Raw genomic sequence first — 15,115 nt, 5'->3', positions numbered from 1 at the left:
GGCCGGCCCGCCTTCTCTCCGTCCGAAACCGAGCCTGAGCATGCGTCGATGGTGCGCACAGTTCTCAAAGCGCCGGCCACCCGTTGGGGCGACCTCGCCATATACCTTTACGCAAACTGACATGGAGCTCATGAAGCCAGCTTCTCCACATGTGTCGGGAATCCGTCGCCCGGTCTGGCGCACGATCCTCAACTGCCCTAAACGCAGGAGGCTATGAAGAGAATCATTTGCGGCCAGCGAGCTCCTTGAGCTTCTCAGAAATCTTACGGAGCGTCAGCAACGGAAGTTGATGCTTGGTCAACTTAATAGCGGATCCCCCGGTTCGAACGTCACTTTGACGATGAGTGCATGGCTGCCGCACACCGCCCCGGGCATCAACTACTCGTCCCTGGTGGGCGATTCGAGGGGCAGTGGTGATCGAGCGTGTCCAGGAGTATAGGGTTTCACCCGGGGTTGTTCTTCGGTCGGAGTCTGGCCTCGTCCATGCTGCACCGGACTATTCCCACGAGGAAGCTGCCGCCCGTATCGCCTGGTGCATCAGCAACCGGGCGGTCACTGGAAGCGGCGGCGCGGGCAAGGCCGTCGTCTCCCTCGGCCCTGCCCGCTTCATGGATATTTACCAGTCCAATCCCGAGTGCGGGATGCGCGGTCTTTAGAGCTCGTAACACGATCTTGTTGAGTGTGGCTGGTCAGCCGTGACGCCGGGGGTGTTTCTGCTGTTCGTGACGGTGTGAGCAAGCGGCCGTGGATCGTGGATGACGGACTGTGGGCATTGGTCGAGCCGTTGCTGCCGCCGTGGCCCGAGCGGGCTCCGGGGCCGCGGCCGGTGTCCGACCGGCTGTGCCTGCAGGGCATCCTGTACGTGCTGCACCAGGAGATCAGCTGGCAACTCCTCCCGCCGGAGCTGGGGTTCGGCTCGGGCCAGACCTGCTGGCGACGGCTGGGCCGGTGGCACGAGGCCGGCGTTTTCGACCGGCTGCACCGCCTCCTGATCGCAAAACTGCACGCCGCCGGCGAACTCGACTGGTCCCGTGCGTGTGTCGACGCCTCCCACATCCGCGCGAAAAAGGGGGAGCCGGGACCGGTCCGTCGCCGGTCGACCGCAGGAAAACGGGCAGTAAGCACCACCTGATCTGCGACGGCAAGGGCACCCCGTTCAAGGTCATCACCACCGCGGCCAACGTCAACGACGTCACGCAGACCCTCGCACTCGTCGACGGCATCCCGCCTGTCGCCGGACGGCCCGGCCGCCCCCGCAGACGCCCCGACGCCCTGCTCGGTGACAAGGGATACGACAGCAACCCCAACCGCCGGGAAATACGCAAGCGCCGCATCCTGCCGGTCATCTCCCGCAAAGGCACACCGAACATCGAGGACCTGGGCAAGCTCCGCTATGTCGTCGAGCAGACCTTCGCACTGCTCCACCAGTTCAAACGACTCGCCGTCCGCTGGGAACGGTGTTGCGCGACGTTGGCGGTGTGCATGATGGCGACGCTGCGGTTGTCGACGAACGGGTGTGAGAAGTCCCCGGCGGCCGTCAGGCCGCCGGGGACTTCGTGGTCATGGTGTCGCCTTGGTGTTCAGTCTGTCGCGAGGATTTCGGTGATGGCCGCGCGGGCGGAGGACTCGTCGACGATGCTCTTCTCCTCGGTGTAGGCGGCGATCAGGGAATGCCAGGCGATGTTGTTGACCTGGCGGGGCAGGCCGCGGCCGGTGATGTGGATCAGGTCGACGGCGTCGTCGGAGAAGAGCGGGTCGGACCGGCCGGCGATGGTGAGGTGGTGCTTGATGTAGCCGGAGGTCTCCTCTTTGGACATGGTCGGCATTTGGTAGCTGATCGCGATCCGCTGCTCGAGGGCGGCCAGGACGCCCATCTTCATCTTCTTGCGCAAGGTGGGCTGGCCGATCAGCAGGACGGCGAACGGGGTGGTGGAGTCCATGTCGTAGTTGGTGAGCATCCGGATCGCGTCGAGCTCCTGGTGGCTGAGCAGGTGCGACTCGTCGATCACGACGGCCGGGGTGCGGCCGCGCTCGTCGACTTCCGCGGCCAGGGCGGCTGATGCCTGGGCCGCGAGTGCGGCCGAGTGGAATTTCGGGGTGCCGCCGAGGCTGGTGACGATCAGGTCGTAGAGACCGCGCATCCCGCACTCGGGGTTGGGCTGGTAGATGACGGTGAACCGGGCGGGGTCGAGGGAGGCGACGGCGCCTTTGAGGGCGACGGTCTTGCCGGAGCCGACCTCTCCGGTGACCACGCCGATGGCCCGGTTGTTGATGCACCAGGCGATGCGGGCGGCGGCTTCCTTGTGGGAGTGGTGCTGGTGCAGCATGGACGGGGCCAGGCTGCGGCCGAAGGGGACCCGGGTGAACCCGTAGTAGCCCTGGACTCTTTCGATCACCGCTGCCCCCTCGAGTCGTCCATCAGAGTCGAGTAGTTGATGCCCTGGGCGGTGCGGCGGCGGTGCTCGTCACCGAGGACCTTCAGGTAGTCGATCCCGGTCGCCGGGGCCGGCTCGGCCGGTGTCTCGGGGGTGGCCTTGGGGTGGGCATGGCGTCCGACGTGGTGCGGGACGGCTTTGCCCAGGGCCTTGCCGGCGGCCCTCACCTCGATGTCGGTCAGGTCGAACGGATCGAAGACCAGCTCCACCCGCATCCCGGCCAGCGACGGGTCGACCTCGTAGGTGTTGCCGTGCAGGGAGACCGTCGCGGTCTTGGTCACGGTCCGCGTCTGCGACCACAAGAATGCCTCCCGCAGGTCCGCCGGCGAGGGCAGCGGCAGCGGTCTGGGAATCGAACTCAGCCAGCGTTCGATCGGCGGCTGTCCGGTCTCCGAGTGCACCGTGCGGTGATAGACCGTCTCCACCCACGCGGTGAAGAGCCTGTTCAGCTCGGTGAGATGCTCAATCCGGCCGACGGCTTCGTCATCAAGCTCGACGAGGAACTGATCCCGAACTGTTCGGAAGAATCGCTCAATTTTCCCGCGTCCCTGAGGCCGTCCGGGTCTGGAGTGAGTGAGCCGGACCGCCAGGGATGCGCAGGCTCTCAGCAGCCAGGTGTCGACGAAGGCGGAGCCGTTGTCGACATAGACCGCCTCCGGGACACCCCTGGCCGCCAGGGCCGGGCGGAGGGCGGCCGCGAGGCGGACGGTGTCCTCGGCGAACCCGAAGCGGTGCCCCACGATCGCCCGCGAATGGTCGTCGATGAACGCGAACAGGTACGTCTTCCGCCCGCCGATCTTCGGTCCGTGCAAGGCGTCACCGGTCCACAGCTCGTTGCCTCTGGCGGCCTCGAACCGGCCGAACACCCCTTTGCCCCGGCCCCTTTCACCGCTTCCGGTGATGCCGGCGGCGACGAAGTGCCGCTGCAGGGTTAGGTGAAAGCGGACAGGCCAGAAGCCTCCCGGCTATGACCCGGCCGGCAAACGCCCACCGCGACACGGTGTTCACCGCCGGCCACTTCCCTGCAGCGGCCCCGTGGGCAGCGGTGACCACCGCGACCGCGTCGGCCACCGGCGAGCCGGACGGCTCCGGCATCACGGGGTCATCGGCGATCGCGACCAGGGCGATGGTGAAGAAGCGGCGGACGTCCTCGGCCCGGAGGGCGAACCGGCGGATCCAGCCCCTGGCCGTGCTCTCGGCCCGGTCCAGCTGCACCGCGATCCGCCGGTGCCCCAGGCCCAGGGCGGCTATCTCCAGCCCGGCGCCGATGACTTCGGCCGTATCGGCCCGGCGGGGCCACATCGTCTCGGCCAGCAGAACGTGCGTGACCAGGCACTTCGAGCACCGCGTCCGGCGCGGCCGGAAGAACAGGTGAGCGCCCAGCCCGCCCCTGACGGCCCGCGGCCGCCCATGACCCCACGGCGCCAGCACCCCTCCGCACGGCGGACAGAACAGACGGCCTTCCGCCAACTGCTGTTCGACCAGCAGGACGTCGGAGTCGACGACGAGCACTGAGCACCTCCGCCCCGTGCACACCATGTCGTCGTGCACGAAACAAGATCAGGATGCCCAGCAAGATCACGGCTCATACCCACCGTGAATGTCGCAAACCCCCACCCACATGCTCACGCAGAAAGTCGTCCAACAACCACGCCGCCTACGCGTACCGCTGCGCATCGCGGCAGCCATCTGCAGCGAACGCTGCCCATGGAGGCGTCGTGCCGGTCGTCATCGCGTAGCCGATTGCCCGGCGTGGGAACGCGTCATGGACGGTCGCGAGTGGGACTTGCCCTACCCGACTTCGATCTCGGCATATCGTCCCACCACAGCACATCCGGCGTGATCGTGTCGAGGCGGCGTTGTGCCAGGTCACGGGAGGGTTCCGCTCGTCGGGCCGGGTCAGGTTCTTGCGGCGACGTGAGGGCCTGCGGCCTTGGAGTCCAGGGTCGGCCATGAATTGTACGACGATGTTCACCGGGGCCTGTCAGTCCTCGGCCCACGGGTCCAGCGTGATCCGCGGGGAGTCGTAGGTCCGGCCCCATGCGTTGAAGAAGCGGGTGATCCGCTCGGCGAGTGCCGCGCGCCTGACCTCGTATTCGGCGGCTCCGGCGGGCGGCGGTGTCACCTTGTAGAACCGGGACCCGCAGGCTCCCCGGGCCCGACGTGCGACGGCATGCGGGAGGTGGTGCTCGGTCCGCTGGTCGGCAGATGAAGCCCGCAACGGTCACTTCCCTGCCGAGCCCCTCCCGCTCCCACACCCCCCACACCATGAGAAGAGGCCACGGCGAGCAGGCCCTGTTTGATGACCTCGACGACGAGTGCCCCTTTCGTGGCCAAGGTCCGGGCCGACGGCGCACCGCGCAATGAAGGGGAAGTACTGCAACGGCGCCAAGATCAACAGATCGGGGACAACCTACTTTCGGTGATGCGGTCTCCTTCTTCGGCGGATCGCTCATCCAACTAAATCGCCGCTATTCCTGCACAGTTTTGGATTACCGTATATGAGACGTTGGCGGACGGGGTGAGTTCTATGCGGCAATCCGGCGATCCTGCAGGAGGGTGTGGTTACCGTCCTCGGGATTTAACGGTTCCTTTCGCTGCCGGGCCAGTCGGTTACATGTGTGATCAGATCCCTGCGGATACATCCGTCATGATCACCCCACGCCGGGGAGGCTGTGACCAGGGCCATTCGGATGGGGAGGCGTAAGCCACCGCGAACGAGGTTGCTCCCGGTTCACACATACGGATTGAATCTCGGCGAGCACACCTCTGCCAGGCCATCGATATGGACAGGCTACGGCCGCCATTCGGGTCGGTCCGGAACATCTGCCGTCGGGAAGTCAGTTATGGCCTGCAGATGATTCGAGGGCAGCCATGGCGGGCACGGCGAATTAGCTGCTCCTGAAACCAGCATTGATGGTACACGCCTGGGCGAATTAGGACCCGGATAACTTGCGGAAAACATTGCGGCATGGGCGGGTTGCGCTTCGTCAATGATAATCCGAAGTGGCTGGCACGGAGGGGCATCTGCCAGCCGTATCTTTTACGGGGGTGGCAGGAAGTTTTGCGGCACGGTCGAGTGCCACACTAGATGGATAAGTGAGGAAACATTCATCCCATGGACGTGATGATCATGATGGGCATGACAGCCCTCGCAATTTTCGCTATCCGCGGCAGTAAGGCGAAGACATTTTTGGTATGCTGGTCCGCCCTCTTCGTGGCAACTTTTGGGTTTTTTCTCTACCATGCGACCCAAACGCTTCCCGTGAATTTTTAAGAGGCGGTCATGGAAAGATTCATTAGCCGGTTTCTTCCGCCTGCCTATATTGTTGGCCTCTGCGGAGTCCTCATCGGAGCCTTCAGTGTGCAGCTATTCATGGCAGAATGCCCCTGCCCGCTATGCATGTTGCAGCGGTATTTCTTCTTGCTCGCTATCGTCGGCCCTCTGTGGGCGCTCTGCCGGCAGAGGAAGAAGGGGCCCAGTAGACGCGTCACCCTGATCGGCTGGTCCGTATCCATTCCTTCCTGCATCGCCGGACTCGTTGTTTCCGGGCGCCAGGTCCTGCTCCACATCGCTCCGGGGGATCCCGGCTACGGTACCCCCCTGATTGGGCTGCATCTATACACGTGGGCTTTTCTGACATTCTTCCTTGCCATGATTGCCGCAGTGGTAGGAATTGCCTTCGCGGCTGGGTATGTTGACTCAACAGCGCTTCCTCGGTGCGTCACTGGGGTGGTCTTTTTCATTGTTGCAGCGAACGTGGTCGGTATTTTTTTCCTTGAGGGGTTCCACTGGGTTCTTCCGGATAACCCGACCCACTATGCGCTGTGGAATGAACGGTGACTTTCAGCAGAGTGGAGGTGGGTAGCCAGTGTGGTGGGCGATGGGGTCGATACGGCCAGGGGCGGCACGACTCCGCCCCTGCTCCGTGTGCCCGCCGGTCCGCGCCATGGCCATGTTGCACAATATGGTGCAGGGTGGATCGTCCCCGATTCGAACCAAAAGCTTTGAACCATTCGACCGCCCGTATGAAATTGCACGGGCTCGTAGTGCCCTGGTTGCGCCCACGTGAACAGGCGCACCACAATCGGACTCTTGAACACGGAAGCGACTGATCTGCAGCCTTTACGCCCGCAGGCGTACCCCTCGGGTATCTGAAAATAAGAGAACTCTGGTCCTCGCATAAATTAAAATAACCAACCCCGTGGAGGTAAGCTCATGATCCGTACGGTAATCGTGGATGACGAGGTCTTGGTGAGGGGGGGATTGCGGGCTTTGCTGGCCACGGCGGGCGACATCGAGGTCGTGGGTGAGGCGGCTGACGGGGTCGAAGCTATCTCAGTGGTGCGGGAAGCAGCTCCGGACGTCGTGTTGATGGATGTCCATATGACGCTTCGCGACGGCATCGAGGCGACCAGGCAGCTTGTTAAAATGCAGGACGCTCCCGCCATTCTCGTTCTTACGAGCCTGGACACAGACAATAACGTGCTGAAAGCTCTCGACGCAGGTGCCATGGGCTTTATCCTCAAAACGGCACGTCCGGAGCAGATTCTTACTGCAGTGCGTATGGTCGCTGCCGGGGGAACGGCTACGACGCCAGATGTAATGGCACGGCTCGTCGGCGGCCCCCGGGTACGGAACCCGCATCGCGTGGCCAGCGCCCGGCAGCGTATTGAGCTGCTCAACGAGCGTCACCGTGAGGTGCTGCTCCTCGTCAGCCGTGGCTACTCAAATGCCCGAATCGCCAAAGAGCTCGTCATGACGGAGAGCACGATCAAGACCTACGTCTCTAGGATGCTTGATCGCTTGGGTTTGGAGAACCGCACACAAGCCGCCCTGCTCGTGTACGAGTCAGGGATGCTCGATGAACCCACGGACCCTGAAATTCCGAGCTGATCATTTTAAATCTCCGCGTTCGCAAAAATGGTCGCCTGTGGCCCTTTTCTCGTGATGTGGGGGTGTGGGATGGAGGGGAGGGTGAGGGGCTTGGTAGAGAAGCAACGGTTATGGCGTGTGGTTCCGAGGAGGTGCGCTTCGGGCGGATTGTGCTGGAGACGGGGAAGTCGGCCGTGGAGAAATCGGGCGGGCTGGACGAGTCCGGGCGCGGGAAATACAAGCAGCTTCACAGGGAGAACAGCGGCATGGAGCGCCGTGTCCTCAGGCGCTCGGTGGTCCTCTGAGTGGACGTTAACGATCTCGTGCGTGGTTGTGGTTGGGACGTCGCAAGTCGTGATGCGGCGTCCTGCTCACCGTGGTCGTCCAGCTCCGATGGCGGCGGCCGACGTCCGGCTGACGGTTTGCTGTGCGGTCAGGATCGCGGCGACGGCCTGGACGGTTTCGGGGAGGTGTTCACGTCGTCCGTGGTGGCGGGCGAGTGAGCGCCAGTTCTTGAGGTGGGCGATGCCGTGCTCGACGGGGATACGGGCGGAAGAGCGCGCGAAGCGGGCCGCGTCATGATGGGCCATCAGCCATTGCACGTGTTCGAGATGCTTGCCGCGGCGTTTGCGGGGCGGGGTGACGACCTGTCCGCAGGTCTGGCCGCCGAGTCCCTGGTAGCCGGCGTCGGCCAGGATCCGCAGGTGGATCGTGTCGGCGAGGAGGTCGACGATGCCGGCCTGGCGGGCCTGGGTGATGTCCGCGCAACCGCCCGGTCTGGTCTCGCCGCAGAACAGCAGACGGCCGCGGGTGTCGGTGAGGACCAGGGCCTTCATGGCGTTCTGCTTGCTCTTGCCGGAGACGAACCGGTTGCGGCCGGGCCGTCCGGCGGCCGGGCGGCGGACCCGGATCTCGGTGGCATCGATGATCGCTGTCTGACCGGTGGTTCCGATGTGGGCGATCACATCGGCCAAAGTGCGCAGGCGGACACCACTTTCGACGGTGCAGCCCCGTTCGGCGAGCAGGGGCCGCACTTCGCCGACGGCCCGGGTGATGGTCGAGCGGTCGACGCCGAACCAGCAGGCCAGCACGTCGTGGGTGACACCGTGCCGCAGGTGCACGAGAGTGGCCAGCAGACGGTCGACGAAGACCAGCTTGAACCGGGCACCGGCACCGATCGCCCGACGGCGCGGCCGGTCGGACAGCCGCGCCTCGTGACGGGCCTGCCAGACCGGGCCAACTTCCGTGACCAGCAAGGCGATCACTTCATGGGACAGCCCCGTGATCCGTCGGTCCGCGACGATCGCCTCACGAGCACCAGCCCCCACCATGCCCCGGCTAACGACCGACCATCACACCGGCCACGCTAACCACGCACGAGGTCGTAAGGGCCCGCAGAAAAACAACATGTCGGTTTCCGGCGTGCTGACCTGCGGTGTCAAGTAGCAGAACGTGCGACTTGTTTATCTGCGGGCCCTAACAACAGCTAACACAATGAGGCGGATCGGTGCTGATGGCCGTGTCCGGGGTGGGAGTTGAGCGTTCGGTCCGGTGTGGGGACATCGCCTTGGATCGTGTCGGATGAGCTGTGGGACCGCCTGGAGCCGCTACTGCCGCAGCGCGAGCGCCGCTTTCGGTATCCGGGCCGCAAGCTGCTGCCGGACCGGGACGTGCTGTGCGGGATCCTGTACGTGCTGCACACCGGCATCCAGTGGGAGTACCTGCCCAAGGAACTGGGCTTCGGCTCGGGCATGACCTGCTGGCGACGCTTGCGGGACTGGAACGAGGCCGGCGTCTGGCAGCGGCTGCACGAGGTCCTGCTGGCGGACCTCAACGCGGCTTCACGGCTGGACTGGTCCCGTTGCGTGGTCGACTCCTCCCACGTCAGAGCCCTAAAAGGGGGAGCCACACGGGCCCCTCGCCGGTCGACCGGGGCCGGGCCGGCTCGAAGCACCACCTGATCACCGACGGGCACGGCACCCCACTCGCGGTCCTGCTCACTGGCGGCAACCGCAACGACGTCACCCAGCTGCTGCCCCTGCTCGATGCGGTCCCGCCGGTCCGCGGCCGGGTGGGGCGCCCCCGCCGCAAGCCCGACTCGCTCTTCGCCGACCGCGGATACGACCATGACATCTACCGCGACCAGGTCCGCGCTCGCGGCATCGTGCCGGCCATCGCCCGCCGCGGTACGCGACACGGCACCGGTCTGGGCACCTACCGGTGGGTGATCGAACGCAGCTTTGCATGGCTGCACGGCTTCCGACGTCTCCGGATCCGCTGGGAACGCAGGGCCGACATCCACGAAGCCTTCCTCAAACTCGCCTGCTGCCTCATCACCCACCGGCAACTCAGCTCATTGTGTTAGCCGTTGTTACTCAGCAGTTTCCCGGTGCGACGGCGTGATCAACGGGCATGCTCGGGGCTGTTCCGCAGTCCGATGCAGTTGTCGAGGTGCTCGTTGTCCTTCCGTCCCCGTTCCGGTGAGCAAGTCCCTTCTCTGACCGCGCAGATAGCGCGGGCGAGCAACCCGGACGGTACGACGGCAATGTGGGTGCGGGACCGCCTGGACGGGCTGTGGCACGACGAAGACTTCGCCGGCTGGTACCCGCGCGACGGCCGTCCCGGCCTTTCGCCCGCTCAGCTGGCCACGGTCTGTGTGCTGCAGTTCCTGCTCGGTCTGTCGGACCGGCAGGCAGCGGAAGCGGTCCGCTGTCGCATCGATTTCAAGTACGCCCTGGCCATGGAGCTGGACGACCCAGGCTTCCACCACAGCGTGCTGTCCGACTTCCGCGAGCGCGTCGTCCAGGATGACCGCGCCGACCGGCTCCTCGATCTGGCACTCGCCCGCTTGAAGGAGGCCGGACTCGTACGCGAGCGCACCACGCAGCGCACCGACTCCACCCACGTCCTGGCCGCGGTGCGCGACCTGACCCGGCTGGAACTGGTCACCGAGGCGGTCCGTGCCGCACTGGAGGAGGTGGCCCGCACAGCCGGGCATCTGCTGATCGGCCTGGTGGACGAGGACTGGGGGCGCCGCTACGGCCGTCCGGTCCGGCTGGGCAAGAACCCCACCCGGCCCAAGACCAGGATCCTCGCCGCCGGCGACGATGCCTGCCGACTACTGGAACGCCTCCACCGGCCCGGTCCGCAGGCTGAGGCCCTGCGGCAGGTCGTCGTGCAGAACTACTACCGCGACGCGGCAGGCCGCCTGCGCTGGCGCACTGCCGACGACGGCGGGCTGCCGCCCTCCTCCTCGGCCATTGTCTCCCCCTACGACACCACCGCTCGCTACGTCCGTCATGGGCACATCATCCGGTGGAAGGGGTTCACTGCCCATCTCACCGAGACGTGCGCCTCCGGCAGCGTCAACGTGATCACGGACGTGGCCACCACCTCGGCCGCCACGAGCGACGCGCAGGTGCTGCCCGGCCTCCACGCTCGGCTGGCGCGGCGTGGGCTGCTGCCCGCCGAGCACCTGGTCGACGGCGGCTACACCTCGCTGGTCCACCTGGAACAAGCCGCACGCAAACATCAGGTCACCGTCAGCGGACCGTTGACGGTCAACCCCACCCGCCAGCACCGCTTGGGCGAGGGCTTCGGCCGGGACGACTTTCACATCGACTTCGACCGCCAGCAGGTCACCTGCCCGAACGGCCAGGTCAGCGCCGGCTGGCACGGCCCCTACCCGACCTCCGAGCTCGCCGGCGCACCCCTGATCGTGGCCCGGTTCGCCAAGAGCCAGTGCCAGCCGTGTCCGGACCGGCCCCGGTGCACCAGCGCCCCGGCCAGGAACGTGGGCTTTCCTCCGCGAGAACTCCGCGACCTACAGCTGCGAGTCCGAGCCGAGCAGCAGACGCCCGAGTGGAAGGCCCGCTACGCGGTCCGCTCCGGAGTCGAGGGCACCGTCAACGAATTCGCCCACGGACACGGAATGCGCCGTTGCCGCTACCGAGGACAGCCCAAAGCCCATCTGCAGCACGTGCTCACGGCCATCGCCGTGAACATCGAACGGCTCAGTAGCCAACCAGCAACCGAGGAAACCCCCGCACCGAGACCGCCGACCGCCTTCCAGGCCTACCTCGACCAGCACGGGATCTCCCGCTCGAAGTCCTGGCGAACCCTCGGCACCTGACCTCAACCACCAAGATCACCGACAGAGTCAAGCTCAGATGCGCGACGCCCTCTGGCCGCTTCCCGGACCACCCTCACAACGCTGCCCGGCCTCGGGGCCGTGCTGGCCGCAAAAGTCCTCGGACACGTCGGCGACGTCACCCGATTCCCCACCGAGACCCGCTTCGCCAGCTACACAGGAAGCGCACCGCTGGATGCCTCCAGCGGCAAGAACATCGGCCACCGGCTCAACACAGGCGGCAATCGGGCCCTGAACTCGGCCCTCCACATCCTCGCGATCTGCCAGATCCGCGACGGCGGCAGCGGCCAGGAGTACTACCTCCTCAAAATGGTCCGCAAGGCCCTCAAGCGGCGCCTCTCCAACGTGGTCTACCGGAACATAAAACGAGACCAGCGAATCCGGCTCGCAGCAGCCGCTTGGCACAGAGGCGCTACGAGATCATAAACGCCCGTCCGGCCGCGTGCGTGGTGACGCCCGGCGGGCCGATAAATCCCCAGCAGGACAGTCGAGACGTCAGTCAGAGTTCGGGGCAGACCCGCCAGCGGCGTCACCGAGTCACATCCTCACTGTCAGGGTTGGATGGTGAGCTGGACCTTGTGGGAAGAGCCGAAGAGCTTGGAGGTGAGGTGGCCGGTGGACGTCCAGGTCTTGACGGTGTTGTGGCGGGTGTCGACGGCGAGGAGGTCGGCCTTGTGGTCGCCGTTCAGGTCGCCGGCGGTCATCCGGTCGAAGCCGTTCCACGGGGTGAGGGTGACGGGCCTGGCGAAGGGATTGTGCTTGAAGTCGCCGCTGGACTTCCACGCCAGCAGCTTGCCGTGGGGGTCCTTGGCGATGAGGTCGGCCTTGCCATCACCGTCGAAGTCCCCGGCCGTGGTCTGCGTGAAGCCCTTCCAGGGGGTGAGGACGATCGGCTTGGCGAAGGGGTTCTTCGTCCCGGACTGGCCCTTCCACAGCTTGAGCTGGTGGGTCCTGGTGTCCAGGGCGACCAGGTCGGCCTTGCCGTCGCCGTCGAAGTCCCCGGCCGTGGTCTGGGTGAAGCGGCCCCAGCCGCCGGTCAGCTTCACGGGCTTGGCGAACCCGCCCTTGCCGTCGCCCTTCCACAGGTACAGGACGCCGTCCTTGACGGCGACCAGGTCGGTCTTGCCGTCACCGTCGAAGTCCCCGGCCGTGGTCTGCGTGTAGTCCCAGCTCTTGTACAGCTCACGGCCCGCCTTGAAGGAGGAACCGTCCCCCTCGCCCTGCCACAGATACAGCCCACCGGTCGCCTTGTCCTTACCGACCAGATCCGCCTCACCATCCCCCGTGAAATCCCCCAGCACATCCTCCGACAAATCCGACGCCTTCACCGGAGAACCGGCATGCCACTGCATCGCAAACGTCGTCTCTGCAGAGATATACCCCTTGGTGTCAACAGCGGCCACGGCGAAGGAGTACTTCTTCCCCGGAGTCAAGCCTGGAAAAGAATAACTCGTCAGGTTACTGCCTACCTTGGCGTCGGGATCAGGGTACGAGTCGGAACCAGACTCACGGTAGATGTTGAAGTGATCAATCTTGTCCGCGCCGGTCGGCTTCCAATTGATGCAAGCCTTCGTGCCGTTCGCGTTGAAAGATCCTCCGATTGCTTTCGGTGCAGGTGCCGGGCTCGCAATATTGATGGGGTATGATTTTGACGGGCCAGGGTTGGTGGTGGTTGTGGAAAAGAGGGCCGTCTGTTTTCCAGGGACTATGAGATCGTCGTAGTCGTCTGTCTGAGAGATCTTTCCCTTGATCTGGAACCTACCTCCGAAGTAGTAGGCCTGGAAGGTGTTCCCAGGCTGCCAGTTGGCGCCGTCGTTGCTCCACTGGGGGTCCGTGAGGCCGGGCATGTCCACTTGGCCTTCGACTGGCCCTTGTGTTCCGCTGGGAGCGTCAATCTTGGCTGAGAAGGTCACAGTGTCGCCGAACTTCAGCTGCGACGGGTCCTGATCCATGGACCAGGCTATTTTGACGCGTCCGTCGGTTGACGTGGTGGTCACCAGAGAGTAATCCTTGGTCAGACGTTGGCTGGCGACAGAACGTCCGGAGGCGGGAGAGCCGGTCATCGTCAAATGGTCGGCGGCCGAAGCAGGCGGGGCAAGCGCGCTCAGCCCCGCGCATCCAGAGATAGCAAGTGCCATAGTGACCGCCGCAGTCGCCAGCCGGCGTGAACACATATCCACATTCATCAATTATCCAGTTCTTCAGAGTGGAAAGCAAGAAACCAGCCCATCGGCCAAAGAGGATCTGTGGGGTGTGGCTGCTCCCATCTTTGCCGGGCACGGCATGCCGACTGCCGCGCGGAATGAAGACAGCTGGGCTGCTGAATGTTGACTCGAGGACTTCGATCGAGGCCTTGAGGCGGGGCAGAAGTGAATATCTTTCTTCCCGGCTCTGCAGGGGGCGAAGGCTATTCGGACGGGATCTTGTGATGCCGCCTTGAACTGGGCATCTATTAAGGATCTTCAGCGTGGCCTCTGATCGGGTGACGGTTGCCGGCCCGTAACGGGCAGGGCTCCCTGGCTGTTGGGCGAGATGTCTGACGTCTCAACCACCTGGCCAGGGAGCCCTGTTGGTTACCTATCCTTGCGCACTGGACCTGCCGCATGCCCTCGTGGAGTGGGTCACGATGCTGATCGTCACCCGTGAAGGTGACCGCCGCTGCAAGCTCCCGCCTTCGCAACGCGCGCTCGTGGCCTTGGTGTACCTGCGCGAGCACATCACTCTCGCCAAGCTCGCCGCGGGCTTCCGGATCAGCGAGGGCACCGCCCACGCCTACGTACACAGCGTGACCGCACTCCTCGCCGCACGGGCCCCGTCCCTCACCCGCGCACTGCGCAAGGCCCGGCCCGAGTATGTGCTCGTGGACGGCACGATCGCCGAGTGCGACCGCGTCGGCGACCGGGAAGCGGACTACTCGGGCAAGGCCAGGCGGCACGGGGTGAACATCCAGGCCGTCACAGGACCCGCCGGCGAACTGCTCTGGTTCTCGCCCGCGTTGTCCGGCCGGACCGTGGACATCACCGCCGCCCGCACCCACAAGATTGTCACCATCTGTGAACGCTTGAAGATCCCGGTGCTGGCCGACAAAGCCTACGAAGGAGCCGGAGGAACCTTCTGCACACCCTTCAAACGGCACTGCGGACGCGACCTGACCGTCAAACAGGAAGCCGTCAACCGGGCACACGCCCGGCTGCGGATGCCCGTCGAGCGGGCCTTCGCCCGCCTCAAGTGCTGGCGCCTCTTCCGCAAGGCCCGGTGCAGCCCGAACCGGCTCACGTCAATGGTCCAGGCCGTCCTCACCCTGGAGCAGCAACGCTGAAGATCCTTATTGAGTCGAAACTGTCTGGTTTCCTTATTGGATGGTGTAGCGGGTGTGGCAGTAGCCGCGGACGTGGTGGGGCTGTCGCTGGCGGCGGCGGAAGCGGCGGGTCTCGTGGCGAGGTCGTCGGCCGAGCGGGCCCGGGCGGCGTGGACGTGGCGCTTGACGTCGGCGTTCAGCAGCTCGTCGGGGCTGTAGCCGGGCATCAGATGGAGCTCGATGCGCTCGGTGTTCGCGTCCAGCCAGGCGCGGACGGCTTTGCTGCGGTGGCCGGGGGTGGTCGGCGATCGCGTGGACCTCGCGGCCGCTCTGATGGGCGAGGCCCCAGGGGGTGT

The 15,115-nt window shown here is 65.2% G+C and carries 16 protein-coding genes and 2 pseudogenes; 11 read left to right on the top strand and 7 right to left on the bottom strand.

What is annotated here, in order from left to right; genetic code table 11:
* The first annotated feature begins 730 nt into the window (after positions 1-730).
* Both ACMATS_RS37755 and ACMATS_RS37750 read left to right on the top strand, forming a co-directional pair.
* The gene (locus ACMATS_RS37755; RefSeq protein ID WP_414170618.1) at positions 731-1,132 is read left to right on the top strand and encodes a transposase; all 402 of its coding nucleotides are present in this window, start codon (positions 731-733) and stop codon (positions 1,130-1,132) included.
* A complete protein-coding gene (locus tag ACMATS_RS37750) occupies positions 1,036-1,656 on the top strand; it encodes a transposase (RefSeq protein WP_414170617.1) in 621 nt (206 codons plus the stop codon). The genes ACMATS_RS37755 and ACMATS_RS37750 overlap by 97 nt, the downstream gene beginning before the upstream one ends.
* Here ACMATS_RS37750 and ACMATS_RS37745 read toward each other — a convergent pair.
* From ACMATS_RS37745 to ACMATS_RS37730, 4 genes are all read right to left on the bottom strand, one after another.
* Positions 1,581-2,396 carry an ExeA family protein gene (locus ACMATS_RS37745; protein ID WP_414170616.1) on the bottom strand — a complete coding sequence of 272 codons (816 nt, stop codon included), beginning with the start codon at positions 2,394-2,396 and terminating at the stop codon, positions 1,581-1,583. The genes ACMATS_RS37750 and ACMATS_RS37745 overlap by 76 nt on opposite strands.
* Positions 2,393-3,301, bottom strand: coding sequence for a DDE-type integrase/transposase/recombinase (locus tag ACMATS_RS37740; protein WP_414170615.1), 909 nt, complete (start codon positions 3,299-3,301; stop codon positions 2,393-2,395). Before ACMATS_RS37740 ends, ACMATS_RS37745 begins: the two co-directional genes overlap by 4 nt.
* Positions 3,302-3,320: 19 nt before the next feature.
* Positions 3,321-3,947: a DUF6431 domain-containing protein gene (locus ACMATS_RS37735; protein ID WP_414170614.1), complete on the bottom strand. Its 627-nt coding sequence runs from the start codon at positions 3,945-3,947 to the stop codon at positions 3,321-3,323.
* 472 nt (positions 3,948-4,419) lie between these two features.
* Complete coding sequence (locus tag ACMATS_RS37730) at positions 4,420-4,656, bottom strand: hypothetical protein (protein ID WP_414170613.1); 237 nt, start codon at positions 4,654-4,656, stop codon at positions 4,420-4,422.
* 897 nt (positions 4,657-5,553) lie between these two features.
* Between ACMATS_RS37730 and ACMATS_RS37725 the strand changes: the two genes are divergently transcribed.
* The 4 genes from ACMATS_RS37725 (at position 5,554) to ACMATS_RS37710 (ending at position 7,616) form a co-directional block, all read left to right on the top strand.
* Positions 5,554-5,712, top strand: a complete 159-nt coding sequence (locus ACMATS_RS37725) for a DUF5993 family protein (protein WP_414170612.1) — start codon at positions 5,554-5,556, stop codon at positions 5,710-5,712.
* 9 nt (positions 5,713-5,721) lie between these two features.
* Positions 5,722-6,279, top strand: coding sequence for a disulfide bond formation protein B (locus ACMATS_RS37720; protein ID WP_414170611.1), 558 nt, complete (start codon positions 5,722-5,724; stop codon positions 6,277-6,279).
* Between the two features lie 375 nt (positions 6,280-6,654).
* Entirely contained in the window at positions 6,655-7,332 is a 678-nt protein-coding gene (locus ACMATS_RS37715; protein WP_414170610.1) for a response regulator, read from the top strand.
* A gap of 110 nt (positions 7,333-7,442) precedes the next feature.
* On the top strand, positions 7,443-7,616 hold the full coding sequence (locus ACMATS_RS37710) for a hypothetical protein (protein ID WP_414170609.1): 174 nt from the start codon (positions 7,443-7,445) through the stop codon (positions 7,614-7,616).
* A gap of 66 nt (positions 7,617-7,682) precedes the next feature.
* Here the strand turns inward: ACMATS_RS37710 and ACMATS_RS37705 are convergent, their stop codons facing one another.
* Positions 7,683-8,642: a transposase family protein gene (locus ACMATS_RS37705; RefSeq protein ID WP_414170608.1), complete on the bottom strand. Its 960-nt coding sequence runs from the start codon at positions 8,640-8,642 to the stop codon at positions 7,683-7,685.
* Positions 8,643-8,864: 222 nt separating this feature from the next.
* Between ACMATS_RS37705 and ACMATS_RS37700 the strand changes: the two are divergent.
* The 3 genes and pseudogenes from ACMATS_RS37700 to ACMATS_RS37690 form a co-directional block, all read left to right on the top strand.
* Positions 8,865-9,589: pseudogene (locus ACMATS_RS37700) on the top strand (IS5 family transposase); the annotation flags it as partial.
* Positions 9,590-9,856: 267 nt separating this feature from the next.
* Positions 9,857-11,443: an IS1182 family transposase gene (locus ACMATS_RS37695; protein WP_414170607.1), complete on the top strand. Its 1,587-nt coding sequence runs from the start codon at positions 9,857-9,859 to the stop codon at positions 11,441-11,443.
* 99 nt (positions 11,444-11,542) lie between these two features.
* A complete protein-coding gene (locus tag ACMATS_RS37690) occupies positions 11,543-11,887 on the top strand; it encodes a transposase (RefSeq protein ID WP_414170606.1) in 345 nt (114 codons plus the stop codon).
* Positions 11,888-12,012: 125 nt separating this feature from the next.
* On the opposite strand, the gene ACMATS_RS37685 is transcribed toward ACMATS_RS37690, so the two are convergent.
* Both ACMATS_RS37685 and ACMATS_RS37680 read right to left on the bottom strand, forming a co-directional pair.
* Positions 12,013-12,774 carry an FG-GAP repeat domain-containing protein gene (locus ACMATS_RS37685; RefSeq protein ID WP_414170871.1) on the bottom strand — a complete coding sequence of 254 codons (762 nt, stop codon included), beginning with the start codon at positions 12,772-12,774 and terminating at the stop codon, positions 12,013-12,015.
* 75 nt (positions 12,775-12,849) lie between these two features.
* Positions 12,850-13,308 (bottom strand): annotated as a pseudogene (locus tag ACMATS_RS37680) (fibronectin type III domain-containing protein); the annotation flags it as partial.
* A 722-nt stretch (positions 13,309-14,030) separates the two neighbouring features.
* On the opposite strand from ACMATS_RS37680, the gene ACMATS_RS37675 reads away from it, so the two are divergent.
* On the top strand, positions 14,031-14,780 hold the full coding sequence (locus tag ACMATS_RS37675; protein ID WP_414170576.1) for a transposase family protein: 750 nt from the start codon (positions 14,031-14,033) through the stop codon (positions 14,778-14,780).
* 54 nt (positions 14,781-14,834) lie between these two features.
* Positions 14,835-14,978: a hypothetical protein gene (locus tag ACMATS_RS37670; protein ID WP_414170605.1), complete on the top strand. Its 144-nt coding sequence runs from the start codon at positions 14,835-14,837 to the stop codon at positions 14,976-14,978.
* Positions 14,979-15,115 lie beyond the last annotated feature (137 nt).

Source organism: Streptoverticillium reticulum (assembly GCF_047456005.1).
Lineage (GTDB): Bacteria > Actinomycetota > Actinomycetes > Streptomycetales > Streptomycetaceae > Streptomyces > Streptomyces reticulum.
The sequence above is the reverse complement of the archived record's forward strand: the minus strand, read 5'-3'. Positions and strand labels throughout refer to the sequence as shown.